This window comes from Novosphingobium sp. AAP93 (genome assembly GCF_001296055.1).
Lineage (GTDB): Bacteria > Pseudomonadota > Alphaproteobacteria > Sphingomonadales > Sphingomonadaceae > Novosphingobium.
Map to the genome: position 1 here is coordinate 24614 of NZ_LJHZ01000087.1, position 22409 is coordinate 47022.

Annotated in this window: 23 protein-coding genes; 8 read left to right on the forward strand and 15 right to left on the reverse strand. The window is 66.3% G+C overall.

All coding sequences use genetic code 11. The features are described 5' to 3' along the window. The first annotated feature begins 30 nt into the window (after positions 1–30). Genes IP83_RS13540 through IP83_RS13565 form a run of 6 tightly spaced genes read left to right on the forward strand, consistent with a single transcriptional unit; the run spans position 31 to position 6254 of the window. On the forward strand, positions 31–684 hold the full coding sequence (locus IP83_RS13540; RefSeq protein WP_231625049.1) for a hypothetical protein: 654 nt from the start codon (positions 31–33) through the stop codon (positions 682–684). Beyond that, positions 681–1985 carry a hypothetical protein gene (locus IP83_RS13545; RefSeq protein WP_054122756.1) on the forward strand — a complete coding sequence of 435 codons (1305 nt, stop codon included), beginning with the start codon at positions 681–683 and terminating at the stop codon, positions 1983–1985. Before IP83_RS13540 ends, IP83_RS13545 begins: the two co-directional genes overlap by 4 nt. Then, on the forward strand, positions 1982–2938 hold the full coding sequence (locus tag IP83_RS13550; protein ID WP_054122757.1) for a MoxR family ATPase: 957 nt from the start codon (positions 1982–1984) through the stop codon (positions 2936–2938). Before IP83_RS13545 ends, IP83_RS13550 begins: the two co-directional genes overlap by 4 nt. Before the next feature lie 3 nt (positions 2939–2941). After that, positions 2942–4279, forward strand: coding sequence for a DUF58 domain-containing protein (locus IP83_RS13555; RefSeq protein ID WP_054122758.1), 1338 nt, complete (start codon positions 2942–2944; stop codon positions 4277–4279). After that, positions 4276–5352 (forward strand): stage II sporulation protein M, encoded by a 1077-nt coding sequence (locus tag IP83_RS13560; protein ID WP_054122759.1) that lies wholly within the window; start codon positions 4276–4278, stop codon positions 5350–5352. The genes IP83_RS13555 and IP83_RS13560 overlap by 4 nt, the downstream gene beginning before the upstream one ends. Beyond that, on the forward strand, positions 5352–6254 hold the full coding sequence (locus IP83_RS13565; protein WP_054122760.1) for an RDD family protein: 903 nt from the start codon (positions 5352–5354) through the stop codon (positions 6252–6254). Before IP83_RS13560 ends, IP83_RS13565 begins: the two co-directional genes overlap by 1 nt. On the opposite strand, the gene IP83_RS13570 is transcribed toward IP83_RS13565, so the two are convergent. Continuing rightward, entirely contained in the window at positions 6251–7186 is a 936-nt protein-coding gene (locus IP83_RS13570; protein WP_054122761.1) for an isoaspartyl peptidase/L-asparaginase family protein, read from the reverse strand. The genes IP83_RS13565 and IP83_RS13570 overlap by 4 nt on opposite strands. Between IP83_RS13570 and IP83_RS13575 the strand changes: the two genes are divergently transcribed. Then, positions 7185–7700 (forward strand): GNAT family N-acetyltransferase, encoded by a 516-nt coding sequence (locus tag IP83_RS13575; RefSeq protein WP_369817029.1) that lies wholly within the window; start codon positions 7185–7187, stop codon positions 7698–7700. The two genes, IP83_RS13570 and IP83_RS13575, sit on opposite strands and share 2 nt — an antisense overlap. 3 nt (positions 7701–7703) lie before the next feature. Here IP83_RS13575 and IP83_RS13580 read toward each other — a convergent pair whose 3' ends face one another. The 12 genes from IP83_RS13580 to IP83_RS13635 form a co-directional block, all read right to left on the reverse strand. Next, the gene (locus IP83_RS13580; protein ID WP_197274372.1) at positions 7704–8534 is read right to left on the reverse strand and encodes an energy transducer TonB; all 831 of its coding nucleotides are present in this window, start codon (positions 8532–8534) and stop codon (positions 7704–7706) included. A gap of 140 nt (positions 8535–8674) precedes the next feature. Beyond that, entirely contained in the window at positions 8675–9607 is a 933-nt protein-coding gene (locus tag IP83_RS13585) for an electron transfer flavoprotein subunit alpha/FixB family protein (RefSeq protein ID WP_054122764.1), read from the reverse strand. Beyond that, the gene (locus IP83_RS13590; protein ID WP_054122765.1) at positions 9607–10353 is read right to left on the reverse strand and encodes an electron transfer flavoprotein subunit beta/FixA family protein; all 747 of its coding nucleotides are present in this window, start codon (positions 10351–10353) and stop codon (positions 9607–9609) included. The genes IP83_RS13585 and IP83_RS13590 overlap by 1 nt, the downstream gene beginning before the upstream one ends. 110 nt (positions 10354–10463) lie before the next feature. Next, positions 10464–12485: an acetyl/propionyl/methylcrotonyl-CoA carboxylase subunit alpha gene (locus IP83_RS13595; protein ID WP_054122766.1), complete on the reverse strand. Its 2022-nt coding sequence runs from the start codon at positions 12483–12485 to the stop codon at positions 10464–10466. Positions 12486–12487: 2 nt separating this feature from the next. Then, on the reverse strand, positions 12488–12739 hold the full coding sequence (locus IP83_RS13600) for a hypothetical protein (RefSeq protein WP_156309724.1): 252 nt from the start codon (positions 12737–12739) through the stop codon (positions 12488–12490). 133 nt (positions 12740–12872) lie between these two features. Next, positions 12873–13178, reverse strand: coding sequence for a DUF1330 domain-containing protein (locus tag IP83_RS13605; protein ID WP_054122768.1), 306 nt, complete (start codon positions 13176–13178; stop codon positions 12873–12875). Beyond that, the gene (locus IP83_RS13610) at positions 13175–13549 is read right to left on the reverse strand and encodes a type II toxin-antitoxin system VapC family toxin (protein WP_231625050.1); all 375 of its coding nucleotides are present in this window, start codon (positions 13547–13549) and stop codon (positions 13175–13177) included. The genes IP83_RS13605 and IP83_RS13610 overlap by 4 nt, the downstream gene beginning before the upstream one ends. A gap of 17 nt (positions 13550–13566) precedes the next feature. After that, positions 13567–13818: a type II toxin-antitoxin system VapB family antitoxin gene (locus tag IP83_RS13615; protein ID WP_054122770.1), complete on the reverse strand. Its 252-nt coding sequence runs from the start codon at positions 13816–13818 to the stop codon at positions 13567–13569. A 66-nt stretch (positions 13819–13884) separates the two neighbouring features. Beyond that, positions 13885–16023, reverse strand: coding sequence for a methylmalonyl-CoA mutase (gene scpA / locus IP83_RS13620; RefSeq protein ID WP_054122771.1), 2139 nt, complete (start codon positions 16021–16023; stop codon positions 13885–13887). 152 nt (positions 16024–16175) lie between these two features. Next, a complete protein-coding gene (gene mce / locus IP83_RS13625) occupies positions 16176–16616 on the reverse strand; it encodes a methylmalonyl-CoA epimerase (protein WP_054122772.1) in 441 nt (146 codons plus the stop codon). Position 16617: 1 nt separating this feature from the next. After that, entirely contained in the window at positions 16618–17796 is a 1179-nt protein-coding gene (locus tag IP83_RS13630) for an acetyl-CoA C-acyltransferase family protein (RefSeq protein WP_054122773.1), read from the reverse strand. Positions 17797–17821: 25 nt separating this feature from the next. Next, positions 17822–19348, reverse strand: coding sequence for an acyl-CoA carboxylase subunit beta (locus tag IP83_RS13635; RefSeq protein WP_054122774.1), 1527 nt, complete (start codon positions 19346–19348; stop codon positions 17822–17824). Between the two features lie 232 nt (positions 19349–19580). Between IP83_RS13635 and IP83_RS13640 the strand changes: the two genes are divergently transcribed. Beyond that, positions 19581–21011, forward strand: coding sequence for a short-chain fatty acyl-CoA regulator family protein (locus IP83_RS13640; protein WP_369817030.1), 1431 nt, complete (start codon positions 19581–19583; stop codon positions 21009–21011). 1 nt (position 21012) lies between these two features. Here IP83_RS13640 and IP83_RS13645 read toward each other — a convergent pair whose 3' ends face one another. Together IP83_RS13645 and IP83_RS13650 are read right to left on the reverse strand one after the other, a co-directional pair. After that, positions 21013–21486 (reverse strand): hypothetical protein, encoded by a 474-nt coding sequence (locus IP83_RS13645; RefSeq protein WP_054122775.1) that lies wholly within the window; start codon positions 21484–21486, stop codon positions 21013–21015. 10 nt (positions 21487–21496) lie between these two features. Further along, positions 21497–22408, reverse strand: a complete 912-nt coding sequence (locus IP83_RS13650) for a metal-dependent hydrolase (protein ID WP_054122776.1) — start codon at positions 22406–22408, stop codon at positions 21497–21499. Position 22409: the final 1 nt, after the last annotated feature.

Below are 22409 nucleotides of genomic sequence, written 5' to 3' on the forward strand. Positions count from 1 at the left end.
CGGCGGGCAGGGCATGCGACCACTTGCCACGTGGCAGGAGCACCGGGACCGGACAGCGCCAGTGCAGGCGAACAGGCCTGGGAAGCGGCGCGCGCGATGCGCGAGATCCAGTATACGCCGCTGCCGCCCTACAATCCCCCCAAGGCAGACCCACCCGAATGGCTGAAGGCCCTCTTCCGCTTTCTGGCGCGCCTGTTCGAACCGCTGGGCAAGTGGCTTGGCACAGGCTGGAGCGCGGTCGAGATTCTGCTGGCCCTGCTGGCCGTGGCGGGCGCGGCGTGGATCGCCTGGACACTGTTCCAGCGCTGGCGTCTCGCCCGCGCGATGGCAGCCCCTGCTCCATCGGCGCCGGTGATCGACCACGCCGCCGCGCTTGCCCTGCTCGAAGATGCCGATGCGCTTGCCGCAGAGGGGCGGTTTGACGAGGCAGTCCACCTCTTGCTCCAGCGCAGTGTCCACCACATCGCGGCCGCGCAGCCCGATTGGCTTTCCCCTTCCAGCACCGCCCGCGAAATAAGTCTGATCCCCGGCCTACCCGCCGCCGCAAGGCAGGCTTTCACGCTGATCGCGCGCGAGGTCGAGCGCAGCCTCTACGCGCTGCGCGCGCTGGCCGCGGACGACTGGCACCGCGCGCGCGAGGCCTATGCCGCCTTCGCGCTCCAGAATCTGGAGGGCAAGCGGTGAGCGACAGGACGTTCGGCAAGGGCACCACGCTCGGCATCGTACTGATCGGCGCGCTCGCGTTCGTTGCCGTGCTCTACTGGATCGGCGCTGGCGGCGGGGCGACCAACAACGGCGGTGGCCACGCTGCGGGGCGCGGGCTCAACGGCTATGCCGGGCTTGCGGCGATGCTTGAGGCCGACGGGATCTCGGTACACCGCGCGCGCAGCAAGGACGCGCTCAAACAGCCAGGCCTGCTCGTGCTGACCCCACCGGCTGACGCGAAGGGCAGCGACATTGCCGAGATCGTCGCGGCACGGCGCATGATCGGCCCCACGCTGATCGTCGCTCCCAAGTGGGTGGCCTTCCCCGATTTCAGCAACCCGCTGACGAAGCGCGGCTGGACCCGGGTCAGCGGGACCAACCCGCCCGACTGGAAGGGCTATCACGACGACGTCAGCCTCGATTTCGTGTCTGGCGCGGCGCATGGCTGGACGGGTTCCAGTGCCTTTGCCGACCTGCGCGGTCCGCTGCCGGATGACAAGACGGTCCAGTACGGCACCGGCCCCGGCCTTCAAGCGCTGGTCGAAACGCAGGGCGGACGGACGCTTGCCGGTTATCTCAGCGGCGATGGCAGCAACCCGGCGCTGGAACACTGGATAGGGCTGGGGCGCCGTGCCGATGCCGATCCGGACGAGGAGGACGCCAACGACGACTTCGCCCGGAGCTATCCGGTCGTCCTCGTGTTCGAGCCGGACCTGCTCGACAACTGGGGGCTTGCCGACAAGCAGACCGGCCTGATGGCCCGCCGCCTCGTGTTTGCAGCGGCAGGCGGTCGCCCTGTGGCAGTCACTTTCGACCTCACGCTCAACGGTCTGGGCGCCAGCCGCAACCTGCTTACGCTCGCCTTCGAGCCGCCCTTCCTTGCTGCCACGCTGTGCTTCTTCATGGCGCTGTTCGCCGCCGGCTGGCGCAGCTTCAACCGCTTCGGACCGCCACGCGTTGCCGGGCGCGAGATACCGCTCGGCAAGACCGTGCTGGTGCGCAACACCGCCGGCCTGATCCGCCGCGCCGGACGCGTGCGCCTGATCGCCGGTCCCTTTGCCGATGCCGCGCGGGAACGGCTGGTCCATGCGCTGGGCCTCCCGCGCGGCCGTCCGCCGGAAGAGACCGACGCCGCTATTGACCGCCTGCAAGCCCGCCTCACCGCGACCGGTCCGCGCTGGTCCGAACTCGCCGCCCGCCTCCGCGCCGCGCACCGCTCTGCCGATGTGGTGCAGCGCGCCGCCGCGCTCCAACGCCTTGAAAAGGACCTGACCGAATGACTCTGGAAGATGTCCGCGCCATGGCCGGTGCCATCCGCGCCGAAGTGGCCAAGGCAGTGGTAGGGCAGGACAGTGTGGTCGATCACCTGCTGATCGCGCTGCTCGCGGGCGGCCATGTGCTGCTCGAAGGTCCGCCGGGCACCGCCAAGACCTTCCTCGCGCAGAGCTTCGCAACCACGCTCGGCCTCGATTTCGGGCGGATCCAGTTCACGCCGGACCTGATGCCGGGCGATATCCTCGGCTCCAACCTGTTCAACTTCCAGACCAGCCAGTTCACCCTCACGCGCGGGCCGATCTTCCACGAACTGGTGCTCGGCGATGAAATCAACCGCACCCCGCCCAAGACGCAGGCGGCGCTGCTCGAAGCCATGCAGGAACGCCGCGTGACGCTCGATGGCGAGACCTATGCCCTCTCGGATCGCTTCATGGTCGTCGCCACGCAAAACCCGATCGAAAGCCAGGGCGTCTATCCGCTGCCCGAGGCGCAGCTTGATCGCTTCCTGTTCAAGCTGCTGGTCGATTACCCCAGCGCCGAGGAGGAAGCTCAGATCGTCGCACGCTATGGTTCAGGCCGCGGTGCGCCCAGTCCGGCGGCGCTCGGCGTCAGCGCGGTGACCGGCGGCAATGCCATCGCCGAAGCGGTCGCCGCGGTTGCCACGGTGACGATGTCCGAGACCATCGTCGACTACATCGTTCGCCTTGTGCGGGCGACGCGCGAAAGCGCCGATCTCGCCGCCGGGGCCAGCCCGCGTGCCGCCGTCGTGCTGGCAGGAGCCGCCCGCGCCCGCGCCGCGCTCGATGGCCGCGACTATGTGATCCCGGACGACGTTAAGGCGCTCGCCATCGCCGTGCTGCGGCACCGCATGCTGCTCAGCCCCGCCGCCGAGATCGAAGGCCGCGCGGCGGAAAGCATCGTCGCCGACCTGATCCAGCGCACCGAGGCGCCGCGCTGAACGATGCGACTGCGCTGGCCCCTCCCGGTGTTCTACCCGTCGACGCGCACCGCGGTGCTGCTGGCGCTCGCTGCGCCGCTGGCGCTGGTGGTAGCCGCTGCCGCACCGCAGGCATGGGTCGCTGCTCCGGCGCTGGGCGGGGCCTTGCTGGTGATGGTCCTGCTCGATGCGCTGCTGGCCCCGGCGCTGTCCGACTTGCGCGTCATCGTGCCACAAGACGCCGAAGTGGGTGAAGCGCTGAGTCTTACTGTCCTCGCCGATTTCCGCATCGAAGCGCCGCGAGCAGCTCCGGTTGCAGCGCTCGCGCTCGATCCGCGCCTTGCACCCGGTGGAAGGCTTGTCGCCCCGCTCGCACGGGACAACGGTGCATGGAGCGTCAAGGTCAGCACCACCCCCAACCGGCGCGGTACGGGCCTTGTCAACGCCATCTGGCTGCGCTGGGACGGGCCGCTGGGCCTCGCCACGCGGCAAGTCCGGCGCGACCTTGCTGCCGAAGTCCGCGTGCGCCCCAACATTGCCCCGGTGCGCAGCCCGGCGTTGCAGATTTTCCTGCGCGATGCCCAGTTCGGCATGGTCGCCCGCCGCATCCGGGGCGAAGGGACCGAGTTCGAGGCGCTGTCCGAGTACGAACCCGGCATGGACCGCCGCCGCATCGACTGGAAATCGTCCGCGCGCCACGCCAGGCTCTACGCCAAGGAGTATGAGACCGAGCGCAACAACCAGATCGTCTTCGCCTTCGATTGCGGGCAGACGATGTGCGAGCCGATTGCGGGCCTGCCGCGCATCGACCGCGCCGTGACCGCTGCGCTGACCACCGCATGGATCGCGCTCGGCGCGCAGGACCGCGTCGCGCTCTACGGTTTTGCCCAGCGCCCACTGGTGATGAGCCCCTTCGTCACAGCCCCGCGCGAATTCGCCCGCCTGCAGGAAGCCGCCGCCGCGCTCGATTACAGTGCCGAGCAGCCCAACTTCACGCTCGCGCTGTCTACGCTAGCCGCACGGCTGCGGCGCCGTTCGCTGATTGTTGTGTTCTCCGAATTCACCGACCCCACCAGCGCCGAACTGATGATCGAATCGATGCGCCGCCTCGTCGAGCGGCACCGCGTGATCTTCGTCGTGATGGCCGATGCCGAACTTGCCGATTTCGTGCATGCGCCGATCCGCAGCGCGCAGGATGCGGCGATGGCGGTCACCGCCACGACGCTCCAGCAGCAACGCACGCTCGTGCTCCAGCGCCTGCGCCGCGCCGGCATTCTCGTGGTCGAGGCGCCGCACCAGCACATCGGCAATCGCCTGCTCGATGCCTACCTCACTGTGAAACGCGCCGGAAGCCTCGGATGAGCGAAGCCGCACCCTGGCTGCTTGGTCGGCTCGGCGGCTGGTTCAGCCCCGCTGCCAGCGCGCAAATCGCTGCCGCCGAAGATGCCGCGCTGCGCTCGGACCGCTTCCGCCTTGAGCGCGAGGGCGAGTGGAAACGGCTCGAGACCATCGTCACCCGGATCGAGAAGGGACGCCTGCGCGGCATTTCGGATGCGGACCTGCTTGCCCTCCCCGCGCTCTATCGCACCGCCGTTTCCAGCCTCGCCGTCGCGCGCGAGACCTCGCTTGATGCCGAAACGCTGGAGTGGCTCGAAGGCCTCACGCGCCGCGCCTGGTTTATCGTCTATGGCCCGCGCGCCGGGCTGGGCGACTGGCTTATGCGCTTCTTCGGCGGCGGCTGGGGCGAGAGCGTGCGTGCGCTGAAACAGGACATCCTGATCGCGTTTGCGCTCATGGTGGCGGGGACGATTGCTGGCTGGCTGCTCGTCGCAAGCGATCCCGATTGGTATTACGCGCTGATGCCCGGCGGGATGGGCGATGCACGAGTCCCCGGTGCGAGCCGGGCAGTATTGATGGGCACGCTGTTCGGCCAGCAGGACCAGCACGGCCTTGCGGTCTTCGCCGCCTATCTTTTCTCCAACAACGCGCAAGTCTCGATCCTTGCCTTCGCGCTGGGCTTTGCCTTCGGCCTGCCTTCCGCGATGCTGCTGATCCAGAACACTGCGATCCTCGGCGCGCTGCTCTGGCTCTATCACGGGCAGGGCCTCACGCTCGAACTCGTCGGCTGGCTATCGATCCACGGCACAACCGAACTGTTCGCGATCATGCTCGCAGGCGCGGCGGGCCTCCATATCGGGCGTGCGATGGCCTTTCCCGGTGATGCGGCGGTGCTCGATGCGGCCGCAGCGGCAGGGCGGCGCAGCGCACAAGTCATGGTCGGCGTGGTGCTCATGCTGATCGTGGCAGGCCTGCTCGAAGGCTTCGGCCGCCAGCTGGTCGACAACACCGCCGGGCGCCTGATCGTCGGCGGCTTCATGCTCGTGTTCTGGAGCGGCTATTTCTTCGTCTGGCGCGGGCGGGGGCAATCGGCCTGATGGCGCGCCGGGACCCCCGCAGCCGCAATCGCACGGTGATCACGCCCGAAGGCGTGGCGCTGCCCCTGGTCCTCGCCACACGCGGCGCGCGGGCGGCGGCGCTGCTGATCGATCTCGCCCTGATCGGGGCGGCGATGATCGCCACCACCTATACCCTGATCTGGATCGCGGGCGGCATCGGCCTGAAGCTTCAGGAGGTCGAGGCTGACGGCCCCAAGGCGCGCGCATTGCAGGCCTTGGTGATCGTGTGGATCATCGCGATGTTCCTGTTCCGCAATGCCTGGTTCCTGTTTTTCGAGCTCGGCCCGCGCGGCGCGACACCCGGCAAGCGCGTGACCGGCATCCGCATCGCGGCGCGCGGCACCGAGCGGCTCACCACCGAAGCCGTGATCGCCCGCAATATCATCCGCGATATCGAGTTGTTCATGCCGATCGTGTTCATCGGCGGGGCTGTCGCGGCGGGGAGCGACACCGACCTTGCCGGCTGGGCAGGCGCGGTCTGGTGCGCCATTTTCATGCTATTTCCGTTCTTCAACCGCGATGCCCTGCGCTGCGGCGACGTTATCGCGGGCACCTGGGTGGTCGAGGCGCAGCGCCGCAAGCTCGGGCAGGCGCTCTCAGTCAGCGCGCCGGTCGCCGCCAGCGATCAAGCCTTCACCTTTGCGCCGCAGGAGCTGGCGGTCTACGGCGAGTACGAGCTGCAGACGCTGGAGCGCGTGCTCCGCGATGGCCGGGGCACCGCGCTCGATGATGTCGCCGATGCGATCAGCCGCAAGATCGGGCGCACCTATCCGACGGGCGCCGAACGGGTCTTCCTCGAATCCTACTATCTCCAGCTCCGCGCCCAGTTGGAGCAGGGCCTGCGCCTCGGCAAGCGCAAGGCCGACAAGTACGCGGCCTAGCCTTCGCCGAACATCCCGACTTCGCGCAGTCCATCGCTGTCCGCACGCGCCCGGAACATGCCCGGCGTGGTGAAGGCAAAACCCGTTTCACCGGTAGGTGTTGCGTAGATCACGCCGCCAACCCCGCCCATTTCGCCGACTTCGGCGAGCACGGCTTCGGTCGCACTTTGCGGACCCTCTCCGCCGAGCCGCATCCGCGCGCAGATCTCGTGCGCCACCGCCGCGCGGATGAACTGCTCGCCCGAGCCGGTGCAACTCACCGCCGCCGCGCGGTCATCGGCATAAGTCCCCGCGCCGATCAGCGGCGAATCCCCGATCCGCCCCCAGCGCTTGCCGGTGAGGCCCCCGGTCGAAGTCGCCGCCGCGACGTGGCCGCCGGCATCCACCGCCACCGCGCCGACTGTCCCGTACTTCAGTCCTGCATCGAACCAGCCGAGCTTCTTCGCCTTCAGTTCCTGCAATTGCTGCCAGCGGGCTTCGGTGGCGAACCAGTCGGGATCGACCTGCTCCACGCCTTGTTCGCGCGCGAACTCCTCAGCGCCCGCGCCGCTCAGGAACACGTGCGGGCTCTTTTCCATCACCGTGCGCGCGAGGCTCACCGGATTGCGCGTATGCGTCACCCCGCAGACCGCCCCCGCCCCGCGCGAGGCGCCGTCCATCACTGCCGCATCGAGTTCGTTGGTGCCGTGATAGGTGAACACCGCGCCGCGCCCCGCGTTGAAATGCGGATCATCCTCCAGCGCCGAAACCGCCGCGCAGACCGCGTCCAGCGCAGAGCCTCCCGCCTTGAGCACTGCGGTCCCCGCATCGAGCGCCACGCCCAGCGCCGCCTCGTGGGCGGCGACACCTGCGGCATCCATCGTCTCGGGCGTCATCGATCCGGCCCCGCCATGGATGGCGATGGCCCAGCGGCTTTCACTTGTATCCGTCATGGCGAACGCGATAGCAGATAGTCCCGGCAAGACCAGCGGGGGGCACATGATCGAAGGCCTGGAAATCACCGAAGACGACCTCTCGGGCGCAGACGTGCAGGCGCTGGTGGCCTACCACCTCGGCGGCATGCATGCCGAAAGCCCCGCCTGCAAAGTCCACGCCCTTCCGCTCGACAAGCTGCGCCAGCCCGGCGTCACCTTCTACACGGCCCGCATCCACGGCGCGCTCGCGGCCATGGGCGCGATCAAGCATCTGGGTGATACCCACGGCGAACTCAAATCGATGCGCGCCGCCCCGGAATGGCGCGGCAAGGGCGTGGGCGAGGCGATGCTCCAGCACCTCCTCACCGTGGCGAGAACGCGCGGCTACATCCGCGTGAGCCTCGAAACCGGCCGCACCGAAGCCTTCGCGCCCGCCGTCGCGCTCTACCGCAAATACGGCTTCGAGGCATGCGAGGCCTTTGCCGATTATGTGGTGGACGATTTCAGCCAGTGTCTGACGCTGGCGCTGTGACGTCTATACGGCCAGCCAGCGCACCGAATTGGTGTAGAAGCTGGCGACCGGCTTGCCATCCCGATCAAGCGCAGGGTTGAACCGCGCGCGTGCCATCAGGAGATCGCAGGTCAGCTTGGTGAACTCGGGCGAGAGCGTCGCCTGCTGAATCGCGCACTTGGTCGGGAGCCCGTCCGCACCTACCATGATGCGGAAACGCACAATGGCGCTGGCACCAATCGAGAGAGGCTCCTTTGGATAATCGTTTGGTGTCAGCCACTTCGTAAGACTGGTTGTGGGGACTGGCCGCCTGGTGAGCGCATCCTGCTGCGCCGGATCGAGCCCCCATGTCTTGACAAGATCGGCCATGCAGGCGCGCATAGCGACGAGTGGCGATGCCATGGACCCGGTACGCAACAGGATCCGACGCGCACCCATGGCAATGTGCAATTCGGTGACGGCGGCTTCCTGCTCTTTGGTGGTGGCGAAAAGCTCGTCCGAAGCTCCTTTGACCTGATGCCGATTGAGCAGATCGCGCCCACCGATCATCAGGATCGTCGTGTGGTCCGGCCCCACTGTCCCGGTAAGCGCCTCGCGCGCCTCGCCCACAGGCAGGCCCGGGCCAAACGTGGTGATCAGTTCAACCCGGTTCTTTTCATAGCGGCCAAGCCGCTTTCCGATCAGCGATAGATCGAGAATCCCGGCGGGCATGTACTGGTCCATGACCAGCACGATCTTGTTGTCCTTGGTGCCAAAGGCCCGCGCCAGCCGGCAGGAATCCTCGGCGTAGCTGAGCACCCATTTGTCGAGCGGCTCAAGCACCGTTTCCGCCGCCCACGCGGACCCGGGCAGCAAGCCCAGAGCCATGAGCAAGACTGCGCAAAATCGCCGGATCATCCCCATGCCCGAAACGTAACGGCAGATCAGGTCACGGCCAAACAGAAAAGGCTCCACCGTGGTGGAGCCCTTCCCGTGTTTCCGTGCTGAAGCGAAGCTCAGAGCTTGCCGGTCAGTTCCGGCACCAGCGTGAACAGATCGCCGACGAGGCCGATGTCCGCAACCTGGAAGATCGGGGCGTCCTCGTCCTTGTTGATGGCGATGATGGTCTTGGAATCCTTCATGCCCGCAAGGTGCTGGATCGCGCCGGAGATGCCGACCGCGATGTAGACTTCCGGCGCAACGATCTTGCCGGTCTGGCCGACCTGGTAGTCGTTGGGCACATAGCCCGCATCCACCGCCGCGCGGCTTGCACCGACGCCCGCACCGAGCTTGTCGGCCAGCGGGATGATCACGCTCTGGAACGTTTCCGCATCCTTCAGCGCGCGGCCGCCCGAGACGATGATCTTGGCCGAGGTCAGTTCCGGACGTTCGCTCTTGGCGATTTCCGAACCGAGGAAGCTCGACGTGCCGGCATCGCCTGCCGCAGCCACGGCTTCCACCGCCGCCGAACCGCCGGTCGCATCCGCCTTCGCAAAGGCGGTGCCGCGCACGGTGACAACCAGCTTGGCATCGGTCGCTTCAACCGTCGCAATCGCGTTGCCGGCGTAGATCGGACGGGTGAAGGTCCTGGGGCCTTCGACCGAGAGGATGTCGGAAACCTGCATCACGTCAAGCAGCGCGGCAACGCGCGGCGCGATGTTCTTGCCGGTCGTCGTGGCGGGCGCGACGAACACGTCGTAATCGGCCATAAGGCCGGCGACGAGCGGCGCGACGTTCTCGGCCAGCGCATTGGCATAGGCCGCGTCATCGGCCTTGAGCACCTTGCTCACACCGGCGATCTGCGCAGCAGCGGCGGCAGCACCGTCACAGCCAGAGCCCGCAACCAACGCGGTCACGTCGCCGATCTGCGAAGCAGCAGTCACGACGGCCAGCGTCGCGTCTTTGATCGAAGCGTTGTCGTGTTCGACCCAAACAAGCGTCTTCGTCATCAGGCGACTCCCATTTCCTTGAGCTTGGCGACCAGCGTATCGACGTCAGGCACCTTGATACCCGCGCTGCGCACCGGCGGTTCGGTGACCTTGAGCGTCTTGAGGCGCGGCGCGATATCGACGCCGTAGTCCGCCGGGGCCTTGGTGGCGAGCGGCTTGGACTTTGCCTTCATGATGTTGGGCAGCGAAGCATAGCGCGGTTCGTTGAGGCGCAGGTCGGTGGTGACCACGGCAGGCAGCGCCAGCTTCACCGTCTCCAGACCGCCATCGATTTCGCGCTTCACCACGATGCTGTCGCCCTCGACCGCGACTTCGTTGGCAAAGGTGCCCTGCGGACGGCCCAGCAGCGCGGCAACCATCTGGCCGACCTGGTTGGCGTCGTCGTCGATCGCCTGCTTGCCGGTGATGATGAGGCCCGGCTGCTCTTCGTCGGCAATCGCCTTGACGATCTTGGCGACGGCGAGCGGCTCGACCTCGTCTTCGCTGACAACGAGGATCGCGCGGTCCGCACCCATGGCGAGCGCGGTGCGCAGTGTTTCCTGCGCCTTGGCCGGCCCGACCGAAACCGCGACGATCTCGGTGACCACGCCCTTTTCCTTGAGGCGAATGGCTTCTTCGACCGCGATTTCGTCGAAGGGGTTCATGCTCATCTTCACGTTAGCAAGGTCAACCCCCGTGCCATCCGCCTTCACGCGCGGCTTCACGTTGTAGTCGATCACCCGCTTCACGCAGACCAGGGCTTTCATCGTGTCAGGCCTTTCTCAAACTTGTGGCGCGCGCATAATTCGCGCTTACGTAAACGTCAACCTCACCCGCTGCCCATGCACGAATGTGAGCAGGGGCATCAGCGGCGCTTCTACTCCATTTCAAGGATGATCGCATCCACCGCAAGGCTTTCCCCTTGCGCCGCGTTCACCGCCTTCACCTTGCCCGATTTCTCGGCACGCAGGATGTTTTCCATCTTCATCGCCTCGACCACGGCGAGCGGCTGCCCGGCCTCGACGCTGTCGCCCACGCCCACATGCAGCGCCACGAGCAGCCCGGGCATCGGGCAGACGAGGTACTTCGACATGTCGGGCGCGACCTTGGCGATCATGTGCCCGGTCAGCCCGGCGATTCGCGCCGGGTGCACGCGCACATCGTGGCTCGCGCCGCGCGTCGTCAGGGTGAAGCCGGTGGCGCGGGCCTTGACCTTCACCGTCAGCGGCTGGCCGCCCACTTCGGCCATGACGACGCGGTCGCCCGGCGTATACTCCAGCTCCAGATCGATCTCGTCGCCATCGACGGTGATCGCCTCTTCATCCACCGTCACGGCATAGTCGGTCTCGCCGATGCGCACCGCCCAGTCGAACGGCGGATCGAGCGTTTCGCCCAGCTGCCCATCGACCTGTCGCGCGCGGTCCGCCCGCGCCGTGGCCAGAAAGCCCGCCAGCGCCACCAGCGAACGCTTGGTCTCGTCCGACGTCGCCGCGCCGTGGAACCCGTCGGGGTATTCCTCGGCGATGAACCCGGTAGTCAGCTCGCCCGAACGGAAGCGCGGGTGCTGCATGATCGCCGAGACGAAATCGATGTTGTGGCCGAGGCCCTCGATCTCGAAGGCATCCAATGCTTCGATCTGCCGGTCCGCCGCCTCGTCACGCGTCGCGCCCCACGTCACCAGCTTGGCGATCATCGGATCGTAGAACATCGAGACTTCGCCGCCTTCATAGACGCCGTCGTCCACGCGCACGCCGCCGACGCCGCGCCGCCCGTTGGCCGCGCCGTCGTCGGTCCAGCCTTCCACCGGCGGATCATAGCGCACCAGCCGCCCGGTCGAGGGCAAGAAGCCGCGATAGGGATCTTCGGCATAGACACGGTTCTCGATGGCCCAGCCGTCGATGCCGATATCGTCCTGCGTGAAGGCGAGCTTTTCGCCCGCCGCCACGCGGATCATCTGCTCGACCAGATCGATGCCGGTGATCGCTTCGGTCACCGGGTGCTCCACCTGCAGGCGGGTGTTCATTTCGAGGAAGTAGAAGCTCTCCCCGCTCGGGTCCGCGCCCGAGACGATCAGCTCCACCGTGCCCGCCGAGTAATAGCCCACCGCGCGGCTCAGCGCGACGCACTGCTCGCCCATCGCTTTTCGCATCTTCGGCGTCACGAAGGGCGAGGGCGCTTCCTCGACCACCTTCTGGTGCCGCCGCTGGATCGAGCACTCGCGCTCGTTGAGGTAGATGATGTTGCCGTGCTGGTCGCCGAGGATCTGGATCTCGATGTGGCGCGGATTGAGGATGAACTTCTCGATAAACACGCGGTCATCGCCGAACGAGTTCAGCCCCTCGCGCTTCACCGCCTCGAAGCCCTCGCGCACGTCCTTTTCGGAGTACGCCAGCCGCATGCCCTTGCCGCCGCCACCGGCCGAGGCCTTCATCATCACCGGATAGCCGATCTCGTCCGAGATGCGCACCGCGTGCTCGGTATCTTCGATCTCGCCCACGAAGCCGGGGACGACATTCACGCCCGCCGCCTTCGCCAGCTTCTTCGATTCGATCTTGTCACCCATCGCGGCAATGGCGTTCACGGGCGGCCCGATGAACGCGATGCCCTCCGCTGCCAGCGCCTCGGCAAATGAGGTCCGCTCGGAAAGGAAGCCATAGCCCGGATGCACCGCCTCGGCGCCCGTCTGCTTGCAGGCCGCGATGATCTTGTCCGCGATAAGGTAGCTCTGCGCAGCGGGCGAAGGCCCGATATGCACCGCCTCGTCCGCCATCTTCACAAACGGCGCGCGCGCATCGGCATCCGAATAGACCGCAACGGTCTGGATACCCATCCGCCGCGCGGTCTTGATCACGCGGCAAGCAATTTCACCACGGTTGGCGATGAGGATTTTCTTGAACATTCTTATTCCTTCTCAGGCTTCGCTGCCTGCAGCACCGAAACAATCCGGATCAGGTCGACAGTAAAGATCAGCGCAAACAGACCGAGATAAATCTGGCCGGCTGGAGCGAAGCATTCTGCCCACAAGCCAGAGCGCTGTTCCTGCAACTTGCAACTCGTTTCCAGCGTGGTGAGCAACGACCAAAGTGTTGCCCCCAGAAGAACCCACATCAGCAGGCTGGTCACAATGAACGACATACGACGACGCCCGCTCATGCCCCCGCACCTTCACCCTTCGTCACCCCGGACTTGATCCGGGGTCCCGCTTTTCCAGCACCGCCGCACAAGGCAGCCGAACCCCGGGTCAAGCCCGGGGTGAAGGAAAGGAGGGAGGCTAAACGCCGACGACTCACCCCTCCACCCCTTCAACAACGAAGAGGCGCGAGGAACTGGTCCGCTGGCGGATCGCTGCCACCGGGGCATATTCGGCAGAATTCACAAAGGCTTCGGCCTGCGCCTTGCTCGGAAACTCGACAATGACGATGCGGCCCGTGGGAGCACCGCCCTCCACGCCCGTGATCGCGCCGCCACGCACCACGTAGCGGCCGCCGAACTGCGCGATCACCGCAGGCACCGCGGCGCGATAGGCGGCGAACCCTTCCGCATCATGGACGTCGACTTCGGCGACGACATAGCCTTTGGGCGTGTCAGTCATGCCACCACTCTCGCCAACCCGGCATGTGCAAAATCATCCCCCTTGTAGAGCAGCGGCTCGCCGCGCTCCACCGCGAGGGCATAAGCGAAGCAATCGCCATAGTTGAGCTTGGCGGGATGGCCGCTGCCCCTGCCGAAATCGCGGTAGGCTTGGCGGGCCAAGCGGGCCTGTGTGGCTGTCACCGGGGCAATATCGATTTCCAGTTCAGCGAGCAGGTTGTCCAACCCTGCGCTGATGGCGGGATCGCGCTGTTTGTCGATAACAATCGATGCCTCGAGATAGTTGCCGGCCGAGATCAATCCCCCGCCGGCAGCGATGATCGCCGAGAGGAACGGGGCCGCCTCCGGCTCTTTCCAGAGCATTGCGACCATGGCGGAACTATCAACGATCACTTTGGCAGTCCGTATTCGTCATAGAGAAAGTCGTCGATGTCGAGCGCCCGCATTTCCGGCGACAGGCGGGCTGCCGTCTCGGTGCAGATCGCCATCGCCCGCGCGAACCGGTCCTCGGCCGTCAGTGCCCTTTCCCGCGCGCGCAGGGCATCCAGCACGACTTGCGTGACGCTCTTCCCCTCCATGGCAGCGAGCTTGCTTGCCAGCTCGGCCGCCTCGGCATTCTTTATATTCATCTGCGCGCCCATAGTTCTACCTTTCTACCATATGCATGGTAGAATAGCAGAAAGCGGCGAGGCAGACAAACATCCCCCTCACTCCGCAGCCGCCAGTTCTTCGCCCGCGGGCGGCATATTGTGCCCAAGCAGGCGCAGCATGTCCGCCGCCGCTTCGACCACATTGGTGCCCGGGCCGTAGATGCCCTGCACCCCCGCCTCGCGCAGGAAGTCGTAGTCCTGCGGCGGGATCACCCCGCCCGCGACGACCTTGATATCGCTGCGGCCCGCTTCGCGCAGGTGGCGGATCAGTTCGGGGATCAGCGTCTTGTGGCCCGCCGCCAGTGAAGACGCGCCGACTGCATCGACATCGGCCTCCAGCGCCAGCTTGGCGGCTTCCTCGGGCGTCTGGAACAGCGGGCTGCTCGTCACGTCGAAGCCCATGTCGCCGAACGCGGAGGCGATCACGTTCGCGCCGCGGTCATGTCCGTCCTGGCCCATCTTGGCGACAAGCATGCGGGGCGCGCGGCCCAGTCGGCGCGTCACCGCCTCCACGCCGTCGAGCACCTGCTGGTAGCGCGAATCCCCCGCGTAGTAGGCGCTGTAGACGCCGCGAACCGGGGTCGGGTGCGTGCCGTGGCGGCCGAACACGATCTCCATCGCATCCGAAATCTCGCCCAGCGTCGCGCGGTGCCGCGCGGCTTCGACCGCGAGTTCGAGCAGATTGCCGCCGGTCTTCGCTCCTTCGGTCAGAGCATTCAGAGCGGCACGGCACTTGGTCTCGTCGCGCGTTTCGCGCACCCACTTCAGCCGCGCGATCTGGCCTTCGCGCACCGCCATGTTGTCGACTTCCAGCGTATCGAGCTGGTCTTCGCTGGCGAGGCGGTACTTGTTGACGCCGACGATCACGTCATCGCCCTTGTCCACCCGCGCCTGCCGTCCGGCGGCGGCTTCCTCGATCATCGCCTTGGGCCAGCCCGCCGCCACAGCCTTGGCCATGCCGCCTTCGCTTTCCACGCGCTCGATGATCTCCCAGGCCTTGTCGACCAGCTCCTGCGTCAGGGCCTCGACGTAGTAGGAACCGCCCAGCGGATCGACCACCTTGGTCATCCCCGTTTCTTCCTGGATCACGATCTGCGTGTTGCGGGCGATGCGCGCGGAAAAGTCGGTCGGCAGCGCGATGGCTTCGTCGAGCGCATTGGTGTGGAGCGACTGCGTGCCGCCCAGCATCGCGGCCATCGCCTCGATCGTGGTGCGGATCACGTTGTTGTAGGGGTCCTGCTCCTGCAAGCTCACGCCCGAAGTCTGGCAGTGCGTGCGCAGCATCTTGGAGCGTTCGTCCTTGGCGCCCAGCTGCGTCATCACCCGGTGCCACAGCACGCGCGCCGCGCGCAGCTTGGCCACTTCCATGAAGAAGTTCATGCCGATGGCGAAGAAGAACGAGAGGCGGCCCGCAAAGGCATCGATATCGAGGCCCGAAGCCACGCCATACTTCACGTATTCCATGCCGTCGGCAATGGTGAACGCGAGCTCCTGCACCTGCGTCGCCCCGGCTTCCTGCATGTGATAGCCGGAAATCGAGATCGAATTGAACTTGGGCATCTCGCGGCTGGTGTAGCCGAAGATGTCCGAGATGATCCGCATCGAGGGCTCGGGCGGATAGATATAGGTGTTGCGGACCATGAACTCCTTGAGGATGTCGTTCTGGATGGTCCCGTCGAGCTGGGCGCGGCTCACGCCCTGCTCCTCGCCCGCCACGATGAAGAACGCGAGGATGGGGATCACCGCGCCGTTCATGGTCATCGAAACCGACATCTGATCGAGCGGAATCCCGTCGAACAGGATCTTCATGTCCTCGACGCTGTCGATCGCCACGCCCGCCTTGCCGACATCGCCCACCACGCGCGGATGATCGCTGTCATAGCCGCGGTGCGTCGCAAGGTCGAAGGCGACCGACAAGCCCTTCTGCCCCGCCGCCAGATTCCGGCGATAGAACGCGTTCGATTCCTCGGCAGTGGAGAAGCCCGCATATTGCCGGATCGTCCACGGACGCCCCGCATACATCGAGGCGCGCACCCCGCGCGTGAACGGCGCGAAGCCGGGCAGGCCGGGATCGGCGGTCACGTCTTCCGCCGTGTAGAGCGGCTTCACGGCAATGCCTTCGGGCGTCTGCCAGGTGAGGTCCTTGCCCTTCACTTCCTTCGAGGCGGCCTTCTGCCAGTCTTCGATATTCGCCATCGCTCTATCCTCAATGCCCTCTCCCCGCTCGGGGAGAGGATAGGCAGGCTTGGCAGCTTGCTGCCTAGCCGAAGTTGGAGAGGGGCATCCGGCGCTCGCCTGCGCGAGCCCCCCTCCCAACCCTCCCCTCTGAAGAGGAGAGGGCTTCGAAGTTAATGCGCCTCTTTCGGCGTCTCCATGATCTCGGTCAGCACACCGCCCATGTCGCGCGGGTGGACGAAGAAGATCAGCGTCCCGTGCGCGCCGATGCGGGGCTCGCCCAGCACGCGCTTGCCCAGTGCCTCGAACTCCGCCTTGGCCGCGTGAATGTCCGGCACTTCGTAGCACATGTGGTGCTGCCCGCCCGCCGGGTTCTTCTCGAGGAAGCTGGCGATGCTGGTGTTGCCCGGCAGCGGCTCGATCAGCTCGATCTGCGTGCCGTTCAGCGCGCCATCCGCGCCCGGCGTATCGACGAAACACACCTTCACGCCCTGCTCGGGGAGATCGAAGGGCTCGTGGATCTTCGTCGCGCCCATCACATCGCGCCAGAACACCACACTGTCCGCGATGGATGGCGTCGCAACGCCGATGTGGTTCAAACGGCCGAGCTTCATGTCAGACCCTCTCGATCACCATGGCGATGCCCTGACCGCCGCCGATGCACATCGTGATGAGGCCGTACTGACCCCCGGTGCGCTGCAGTTCGTAAGCCGCCTTGATCGTCAGGATCGCACCCGTCGCGCCGATGGGGTGGCCGAGCGAAATGCCCGAACCGTTCGGATTGGTCTTCGCGGGATCGAAGCCCAGCTCCTTGGCCACGCCGCAGGCCTGCGCCGCAAAGGCTTCGTTGCTCTCGATCACGTCGATCTGGTCGAGCGTCAGCCCAGCGCGCTTCAGCGCCACCGGCACGGCCTTCACCGGGCCGAGACCCATGACGTTGGGCTCCACGCCCGCGTGGCCCCACGCCAGAATCTTGGCGATGGGCTTCAGGCCATGCTCGGCCACAGCCTCGCCGCTCGCCAGCACGACCGCGCCCGCGCCGTCGTTGATGCCGCTGGCGTTACCGGCGGTGACGGTGCCGTCCTTCTTGAACACCGGGCGCAGGCTGGCCATCGATTCAAGGCTGGCATCGGCGCGGAAATGCTCGTCGGTGTCGAACACGGTCACGCCCTTGCGGGTCTTGATCTCGACCGGAACGATCTGCTCCTTGAAATAGCCCGCCGCCGTCGCCGCCGCCGCGCGCTTGTGGCTTTCCACCGCCAGCGCATCCTGCGTCTCGCGCGTGATCTGGTGACGCTCGGCCACGTTCTCCGCCGTCACACCCATGTGGATGTTCTCGAACGGATCGTGGAGCGCGCCGAGCATGGCGTCCATCATCACCTGATCGCCCATCTTCTGCCCATTGCGCGCGGTGAGCACCATATGCGGCGCGTTCGACATGACTTCCGCACCGCCGCCAATCGCGATCTGCTGCTCGCCCAGCGCAATCCCCTGCGCCGCCGAGACAATCGCCTGCAGGCCCGAACCGCAGAGCCGGTTCACGTTCATCGCCGGACTTTCGATGGGAATGCCCGCGTTCACCGCCGCGACGCGGCTGACATAGGCGTCCTTCGGCTGCGTCGGCACGACGGTGCCGATCACCACGTTCTCGATGGCGTCCGGCGTCAGACCCGCGCGGGCAATCGCTTCCTTGATCACGATGGTGCCAAGGTCCGCCGGACGGAACGAAGCCAAGCTGCCGCCAAACGTGCCGATGGCCGTGCGCGCGCCGGAAACGATGAAGATGTCAGTCATGTCGAAATGTCCTTCAGGCCGCCGCTCAGAGCGGAATATTGTCATGCTTCTTCCAGGGGTTCTCGAGGCTCTTGTTCCGCAGTTTCCGCAGCCCCAGCGCAATGCGCCGCCGCGTCGAGTGCGGGTGGATCACCTCGTCGACAAAGCCCTTGCTCGCCGCCACGAACGGGTTGGCGAAGCGGTCTTCGTATTCCTTGGTCTTCACCGCCTGCTCTTCGGTCGAAAGCCCGCGGAAAATGATTTCCACCGCGCCCTTCGCGCCCATCACCGCGATTTCGGCGGTCGGCCAGGCGTAGTTGAGATCGCCGCGCAAGTGCTTGGAGGCCATCACGTCATAGGCCCCGCCATAAGCCTTGCGCGTGATCACGGTGATCTTGGGCACGGTCGCCTCGGCATAGGCGAACAGCAGCTTGGCGCCGTGCTTGATGATCCCGCCCAGTTCCTGCGCGGTGCCCGGCAGGAAGCCCGGCACGTCGACGAATGTGATGATCGGGATCTCGAACGCGTCGCAGAAGCGCACGAACCGCGCGGCCTTCTTCGAGGAATTGATATCGAGCACGCCCGCCAGCACCATCGGCTGGTTCGCCACCACGCCCACCGTCTTGCCCTCGATCCGCCCGAAGCCGCAGATGATGTTCGCGGCGTGCTTGGGCTGGATTTCGAAGAACTCGCCCTCGTCGAGTGTCTTGGTGATCACCTCGTGCATGTCGTAGGGCTGGTTGGCCGAGGCCGGAATGATCGTGTCGAGGCTGTGTTCCAGCCGGTCCCACGCATCCGCCGTCGGCCGCTCGGGCACGCCGGAGCGGTTGGTCAGCGGCAGATAGTCGAAGAACTCGCGCGCCATCAGCAGCGCCTCGATATCGTTCTCGCAGGCGAGATCCGCCACCGAAGTCTTGGTCGAATGCGTCACCGCGCCGCCCAGTTCTTCCTGCGTCACGATCTCGTTGGTCACCGTCTTGACCACGTCCGGACCCGTGACGAACATGTAGGAGCTATCCTTCACCATGAAGATGAAGTCGGTCATCGCCGGCGAATAGACCGCGCCGCCCGCACAGGGGCCCATGATCAGCGAAAGCTGCGGGACCACGCCCGAGGCGAGCACGTTGCGCTGGAAGATCTCGGCATAGCCGCCAAGGCTGGCAACGCCTTCCTGAATGCGCGCGCCGCCGCTGTCGTTAAGCCCGATCACCGGCGCGCCGACCTTCAGCGCGGTGTCCATGATCTTGCAGATCTTCATCGCATGCCGCTCGGAAACCGCACCGCCGAACACGGTGAAGTCCTGGCTGAACACGTAGACCAGCCGGCCATTGATGGTGCCCGAACCCGTCACCACGCCGTCGCCCGGCACGGTCTGCTCGGGCATCCCGAAATCGACGCAGTTGTGTTCGACGTAGGCGTCGATTTCTTCGAAGCTGCCCTCGTCGAGCAGGATATCCAGCCGCTCGCGCGCGGTCAGCTTGCCCTTGGCATGCTGGGCATCGATGCGGCGCTGGCCGCCGCCCATGCGGGCCGCCTCGCGGCGCTTTTCCATTTCGGCGATATTGGCAGACATTCGTGCATAGCCCCGGTTGCTAGGGATCAAGGCTGAGGCGGATGCCGCATTGCAGTGCGCCTGTCCAATGCAATTCAGCAAAGTTGCAAAGTCAGACTTTGCAAACTACACATCCTCATTCCTGTCCCCTCCCCACCCCGCTCATGCTGAGCTTGTCGAAGCATCACAGCGCGACCGTCGCGCCAGCACCCTTCGACAAGCTCAGGGTGAGCGGGCTTGGGGCATCTCAGAGATGGTAAAGATGTCCAACCGCCGGATCTTTGCAGGCCAAGCCTTGCGCACACTTCGCCAGCGCCGTGGCTTGCGTCAGGCCGAGATGGCCACAGCACTCGGCATCAGCGCGCCCTATCTCTCGCAGCTCGAAACCGACGAGCGCCATCTCACCCCGGCGCTGGCCGATGCCTTGCGCGCCGCCTTTCCCATCGACTGGGCCGATCTCGCGCCGCCCGAAGCCGATACCCTCGCGGAATCGCTGCGCGAGGCGCTCGCCGATCCGCAGCTGCCCGGCGGCATTCCCGCCGATCAGGTCGAGCGCCTCGCCCGCCAGTTCCCCCAGTTCGCGGAAAGCTTCATCACGCTCCACGGCCTCTTCGCCAAGGGCCGCCAGCGGCTCGAGATGCTCGACGAAGCCATCGGCGCGGACCGTGGCGGCTCCGAAATCGCGGGTGGCCGCCTCCCGTGGGAGGAAGTGCGCGACTGGTTCCACCTCGCCAACAATTACGTCGACCGCATCGATCGCGACGCCGAAACCCTGGCGCACTGGATTGCCGGAGACGATGCGTCCCCTCGCATCCGCACCATGCAGCAATGGCTGCGCCGCGAAGGCGTGACCATCGAATGGGCCAGCGGCGCCGCCTTGCGCCGGTTCGATGCCAAGCGCCGCCACCTCCAGCTCGATTCCGCCCAGCCCAACGAATCGAGCCGCTTCCAGCTCGCCTATCAGGTCGCCGCCATGGCGCTGTCCGGCCAGATTGCCCAGATCGTCGCCTCCGCCCCTTTGCAGACCGAAGCCGCCCGCCACCTCCTCACCGTCGGCCTCGGCAACTACGCGGCAGGGGCGCTGCTGATGCCCTATGAGCGCTTCCGCAGCGCGGCGCGGACTTTGCGCCACGATATCGACCGCCTGCGCCAGCTCTTCCATGTCAGCTTCGAGCAGTGCTGCCACCGCCTCTCCACGCTCCAGCGCCCGCAGGCGCGCGGCATTCCGGTGTTCTTCGCGCGGGTCGACATGGCGGGCAACATCACCAAGCGCCATTCCGCAACGCGCCTCCAGTTCGGGCGCTTCGGCGGCGCGTGCCCCCTATGGATCGTCCATGAGGCTGTCGCCATTCCGGACCGCATCCACGTCCAGCTCGCCGAAATGCCCGACGGCATCCGCTACGTCTCGATCGCCAAGGGCCTCGTGAAACCCAGCGGCAGCTACTACCGCCAGCCCCGCCGCTACGCCGTCGTCCTCGGCTGCGAAGCTGCGCTGGCCGACGAGTTCGTCTATGCCGACGGCCTCAACCTGACGAACGAAGACGCCGTCACCCGCATCGGCATCTCCTGCCGCATCTGCCCGCGCGACAGCTGCGACCAGCGCGCCTTCCCGCCCAGCGACAAGGCCATCGCCGTCGATCCCAGCCAGCGCGATCTGGTGCCCTACCGAATCGTCGAGGGGTAGCTCAGACCTGTTTGCGGACGCGGACCACGATCTCGATCACCGCCCAGACCAGCGCGATGATGCCCACGTAAAACAGGAAGAAAGGGATCAGGTTCGTCACCGGCGCGGCAAACTTCAGGCCGCGGCTGTCCTTGAACAGCGCGTCGAACAATGAGGCGATCGGAAAACACCACGCCGTCAGCACCAGCATCCGCGCGATGCGCCTTGCGGTTGCCACCGGCAGCGCCATCGCCGGTTGCAGCGCGGCCAGCAGCCACAACGTCAGCCCGTTGAGCACGCCTTCCATGTGGCTCATCCGCCAGGCCTTGTCGCTGCCGGGCAATTGCACGGCGATCTTGCCGGGAATGGGCCAGAGCTCGATGCTGCCGATCAGATAGAACACGAAGCCAAAGCCCGCGACGAACCCCAGCAGCATAACATAGCCGCCCTGCACGATCAGCATGCGCTGCACGCTGCGCAGTTCTCCATGGTCCATCCCCACCCCCTCAGAACGGCACCGGCATCGCGGCGCTCTGTGTATCGATCAGCGGCATTGGCGCGCCGCGCGTCTCCTGCCGCGCGTGTCCGGCGATCCACTCGCGCACCCATGGATGATCCTTCATGTCACGCGGATCATGCCCCGGCACCAATGCGCGCAGCACTGCCGGACCTGCCCCCAGCAGGAACCGCGCAGCCCACCACCAGACCTTGAGCCGCGACACCGGGCGCCGCCACCGTCCGTCTGCCAACAGCAGCGCGCGGTAGCACCGCCGGCTCCAGCGGATCACATCGAGCGAGCCATGCAGCACGCCCACCGCGCGCCGCCAATAGCCCGGCGAGACCGCTTCGTAGACGTCGTGCGCCACCAGCTTGTGCTCGGTCTCCTCGACCATGTGCCACAGAATGAACGAGGTGACGCGCGGGTCCGCGTCGCGGAACAGCTCGACCCGGTTGCCCACCAGCCAGTCGGTGAGCCCCAGCGTCATCGCCTCGAATCCCGCCGCATAGGCCAGCCGCACCGCCAGCGGGCGCTCCAGCAGCCGCGCATAGGCAGCCGCCATCTCGGCCTCGACCGCGGCCAGACTTTCGTAGCCCTGCCCCAGCAGCACATCGTTGAACCGGCGGTGCGTGCGGTAATGCTGCGTTTCCTGCATGCAGAAGTCGCGCGCTTCGCGCCGCACCGCCGGGTCCGCGATCAGCTTCGCCGCCTCCCCCAGCGTCGCGACAAGGAACGGCTCCAGATGCGGCATCACAAACGACGCGCCGTTGACCATCTGCGCGAATTCGGGCGCATGCGGGATCCAGTGCGCCGGCGTATCCTCGGCAAAAGCAAAGCCGCCCTGCCGAACGGTAATCGGGGTAATCGGCCCCGCACCATGTCGTTCGCTGCCGCCGCCTTCACTTTCGATGCCGACCATT

Coding starts and splice junctions, on each gene's coding strand:
- IP83_RS13570 (WP_054122761.1), bottom strand. CDS start 7,186: ATGACGGATACAAGTGAAAGCCGCTGGGCCATCGCCATCCATGGCGGG.
- IP83_RS13650 (WP_054122776.1), bottom strand. CDS start 22,408: ATGGTCGGCATCGAAAGTGAAGGCGGCGGCAGCGAACGACATGGTGCG.
- mce (WP_054122772.1), bottom strand. CDS start 16,616: ATGAAGCTCGGCCGTTTGAACCACATCGGCGTTGCGACGCCATCCATC.
- IP83_RS13595 (WP_054122766.1), bottom strand. CDS start 12,485: ATGTTCAAGAAAATCCTCATCGCCAACCGTGGTGAAATTGCTTGCCGC.
- IP83_RS13575 (WP_369817029.1), top strand. CDS start 7,185: ATGGCGAACGCGATAGCAGATAGTCCCGGCAAGACCAGCGGGGGGCAC.
- scpA (WP_054122771.1), bottom strand. CDS start 16,023: ATGGCGAATATCGAAGACTGGCAGAAGGCCGCCTCGAAGGAAGTGAAG.
- IP83_RS13560 (WP_054122759.1), top strand. CDS start 4,276: ATGAGCGAAGCCGCACCCTGGCTGCTTGGTCGGCTCGGCGGCTGGTTC.
- IP83_RS13585 (WP_054122764.1), bottom strand. CDS start 9,607: ATGACGAAGACGCTTGTTTGGGTCGAACACGACAACGCTTCGATCAAA.
- IP83_RS13590 (WP_054122765.1), bottom strand. CDS start 10,353: ATGAAAGCCCTGGTCTGCGTGAAGCGGGTGATCGACTACAACGTGAAG.
- IP83_RS13610 (WP_231625050.1), bottom strand. CDS start 13,549: ATGGTCGCAATGCTCTGGAAAGAGCCGGAGGCGGCCCCGTTCCTCTCG.
- IP83_RS13615 (WP_054122770.1), bottom strand. CDS start 13,818: ATGGGCGCGCAGATGAATATAAAGAATGCCGAGGCGGCCGAGCTGGCA.
- IP83_RS13600 (WP_156309724.1), bottom strand. CDS start 12,739: ATGAGCGGGCGTCGTCGTATGTCGTTCATTGTGACCAGCCTGCTGATG.
- IP83_RS13565 (WP_054122760.1), top strand. CDS start 5,352: ATGGCGCGCCGGGACCCCCGCAGCCGCAATCGCACGGTGATCACGCCC.
- IP83_RS13630 (WP_054122773.1), bottom strand. CDS start 17,796: ATGACTGACATCTTCATCGTTTCCGGCGCGCGCACGGCCATCGGCACG.
- IP83_RS13605 (WP_054122768.1), bottom strand. CDS start 13,178: ATGACTGACACGCCCAAAGGCTATGTCGTCGCCGAAGTCGACGTCCAT.
- IP83_RS13635 (WP_054122774.1), bottom strand. CDS start 19,348: ATGTCTGCCAATATCGCCGAAATGGAAAAGCGCCGCGAGGCGGCCCGC.
- IP83_RS13555 (WP_054122758.1), top strand. CDS start 2,942: ATGCGACTGCGCTGGCCCCTCCCGGTGTTCTACCCGTCGACGCGCACC.
- IP83_RS13645 (WP_054122775.1), bottom strand. CDS start 21,486: ATGGACCATGGAGAACTGCGCAGCGTGCAGCGCATGCTGATCGTGCAG.
- IP83_RS13550 (WP_054122757.1), top strand. CDS start 1,982: ATGACTCTGGAAGATGTCCGCGCCATGGCCGGTGCCATCCGCGCCGAA.
- IP83_RS13640 (WP_369817030.1), top strand. CDS start 19,581: ATGGTAAAGATGTCCAACCGCCGGATCTTTGCAGGCCAAGCCTTGCGC.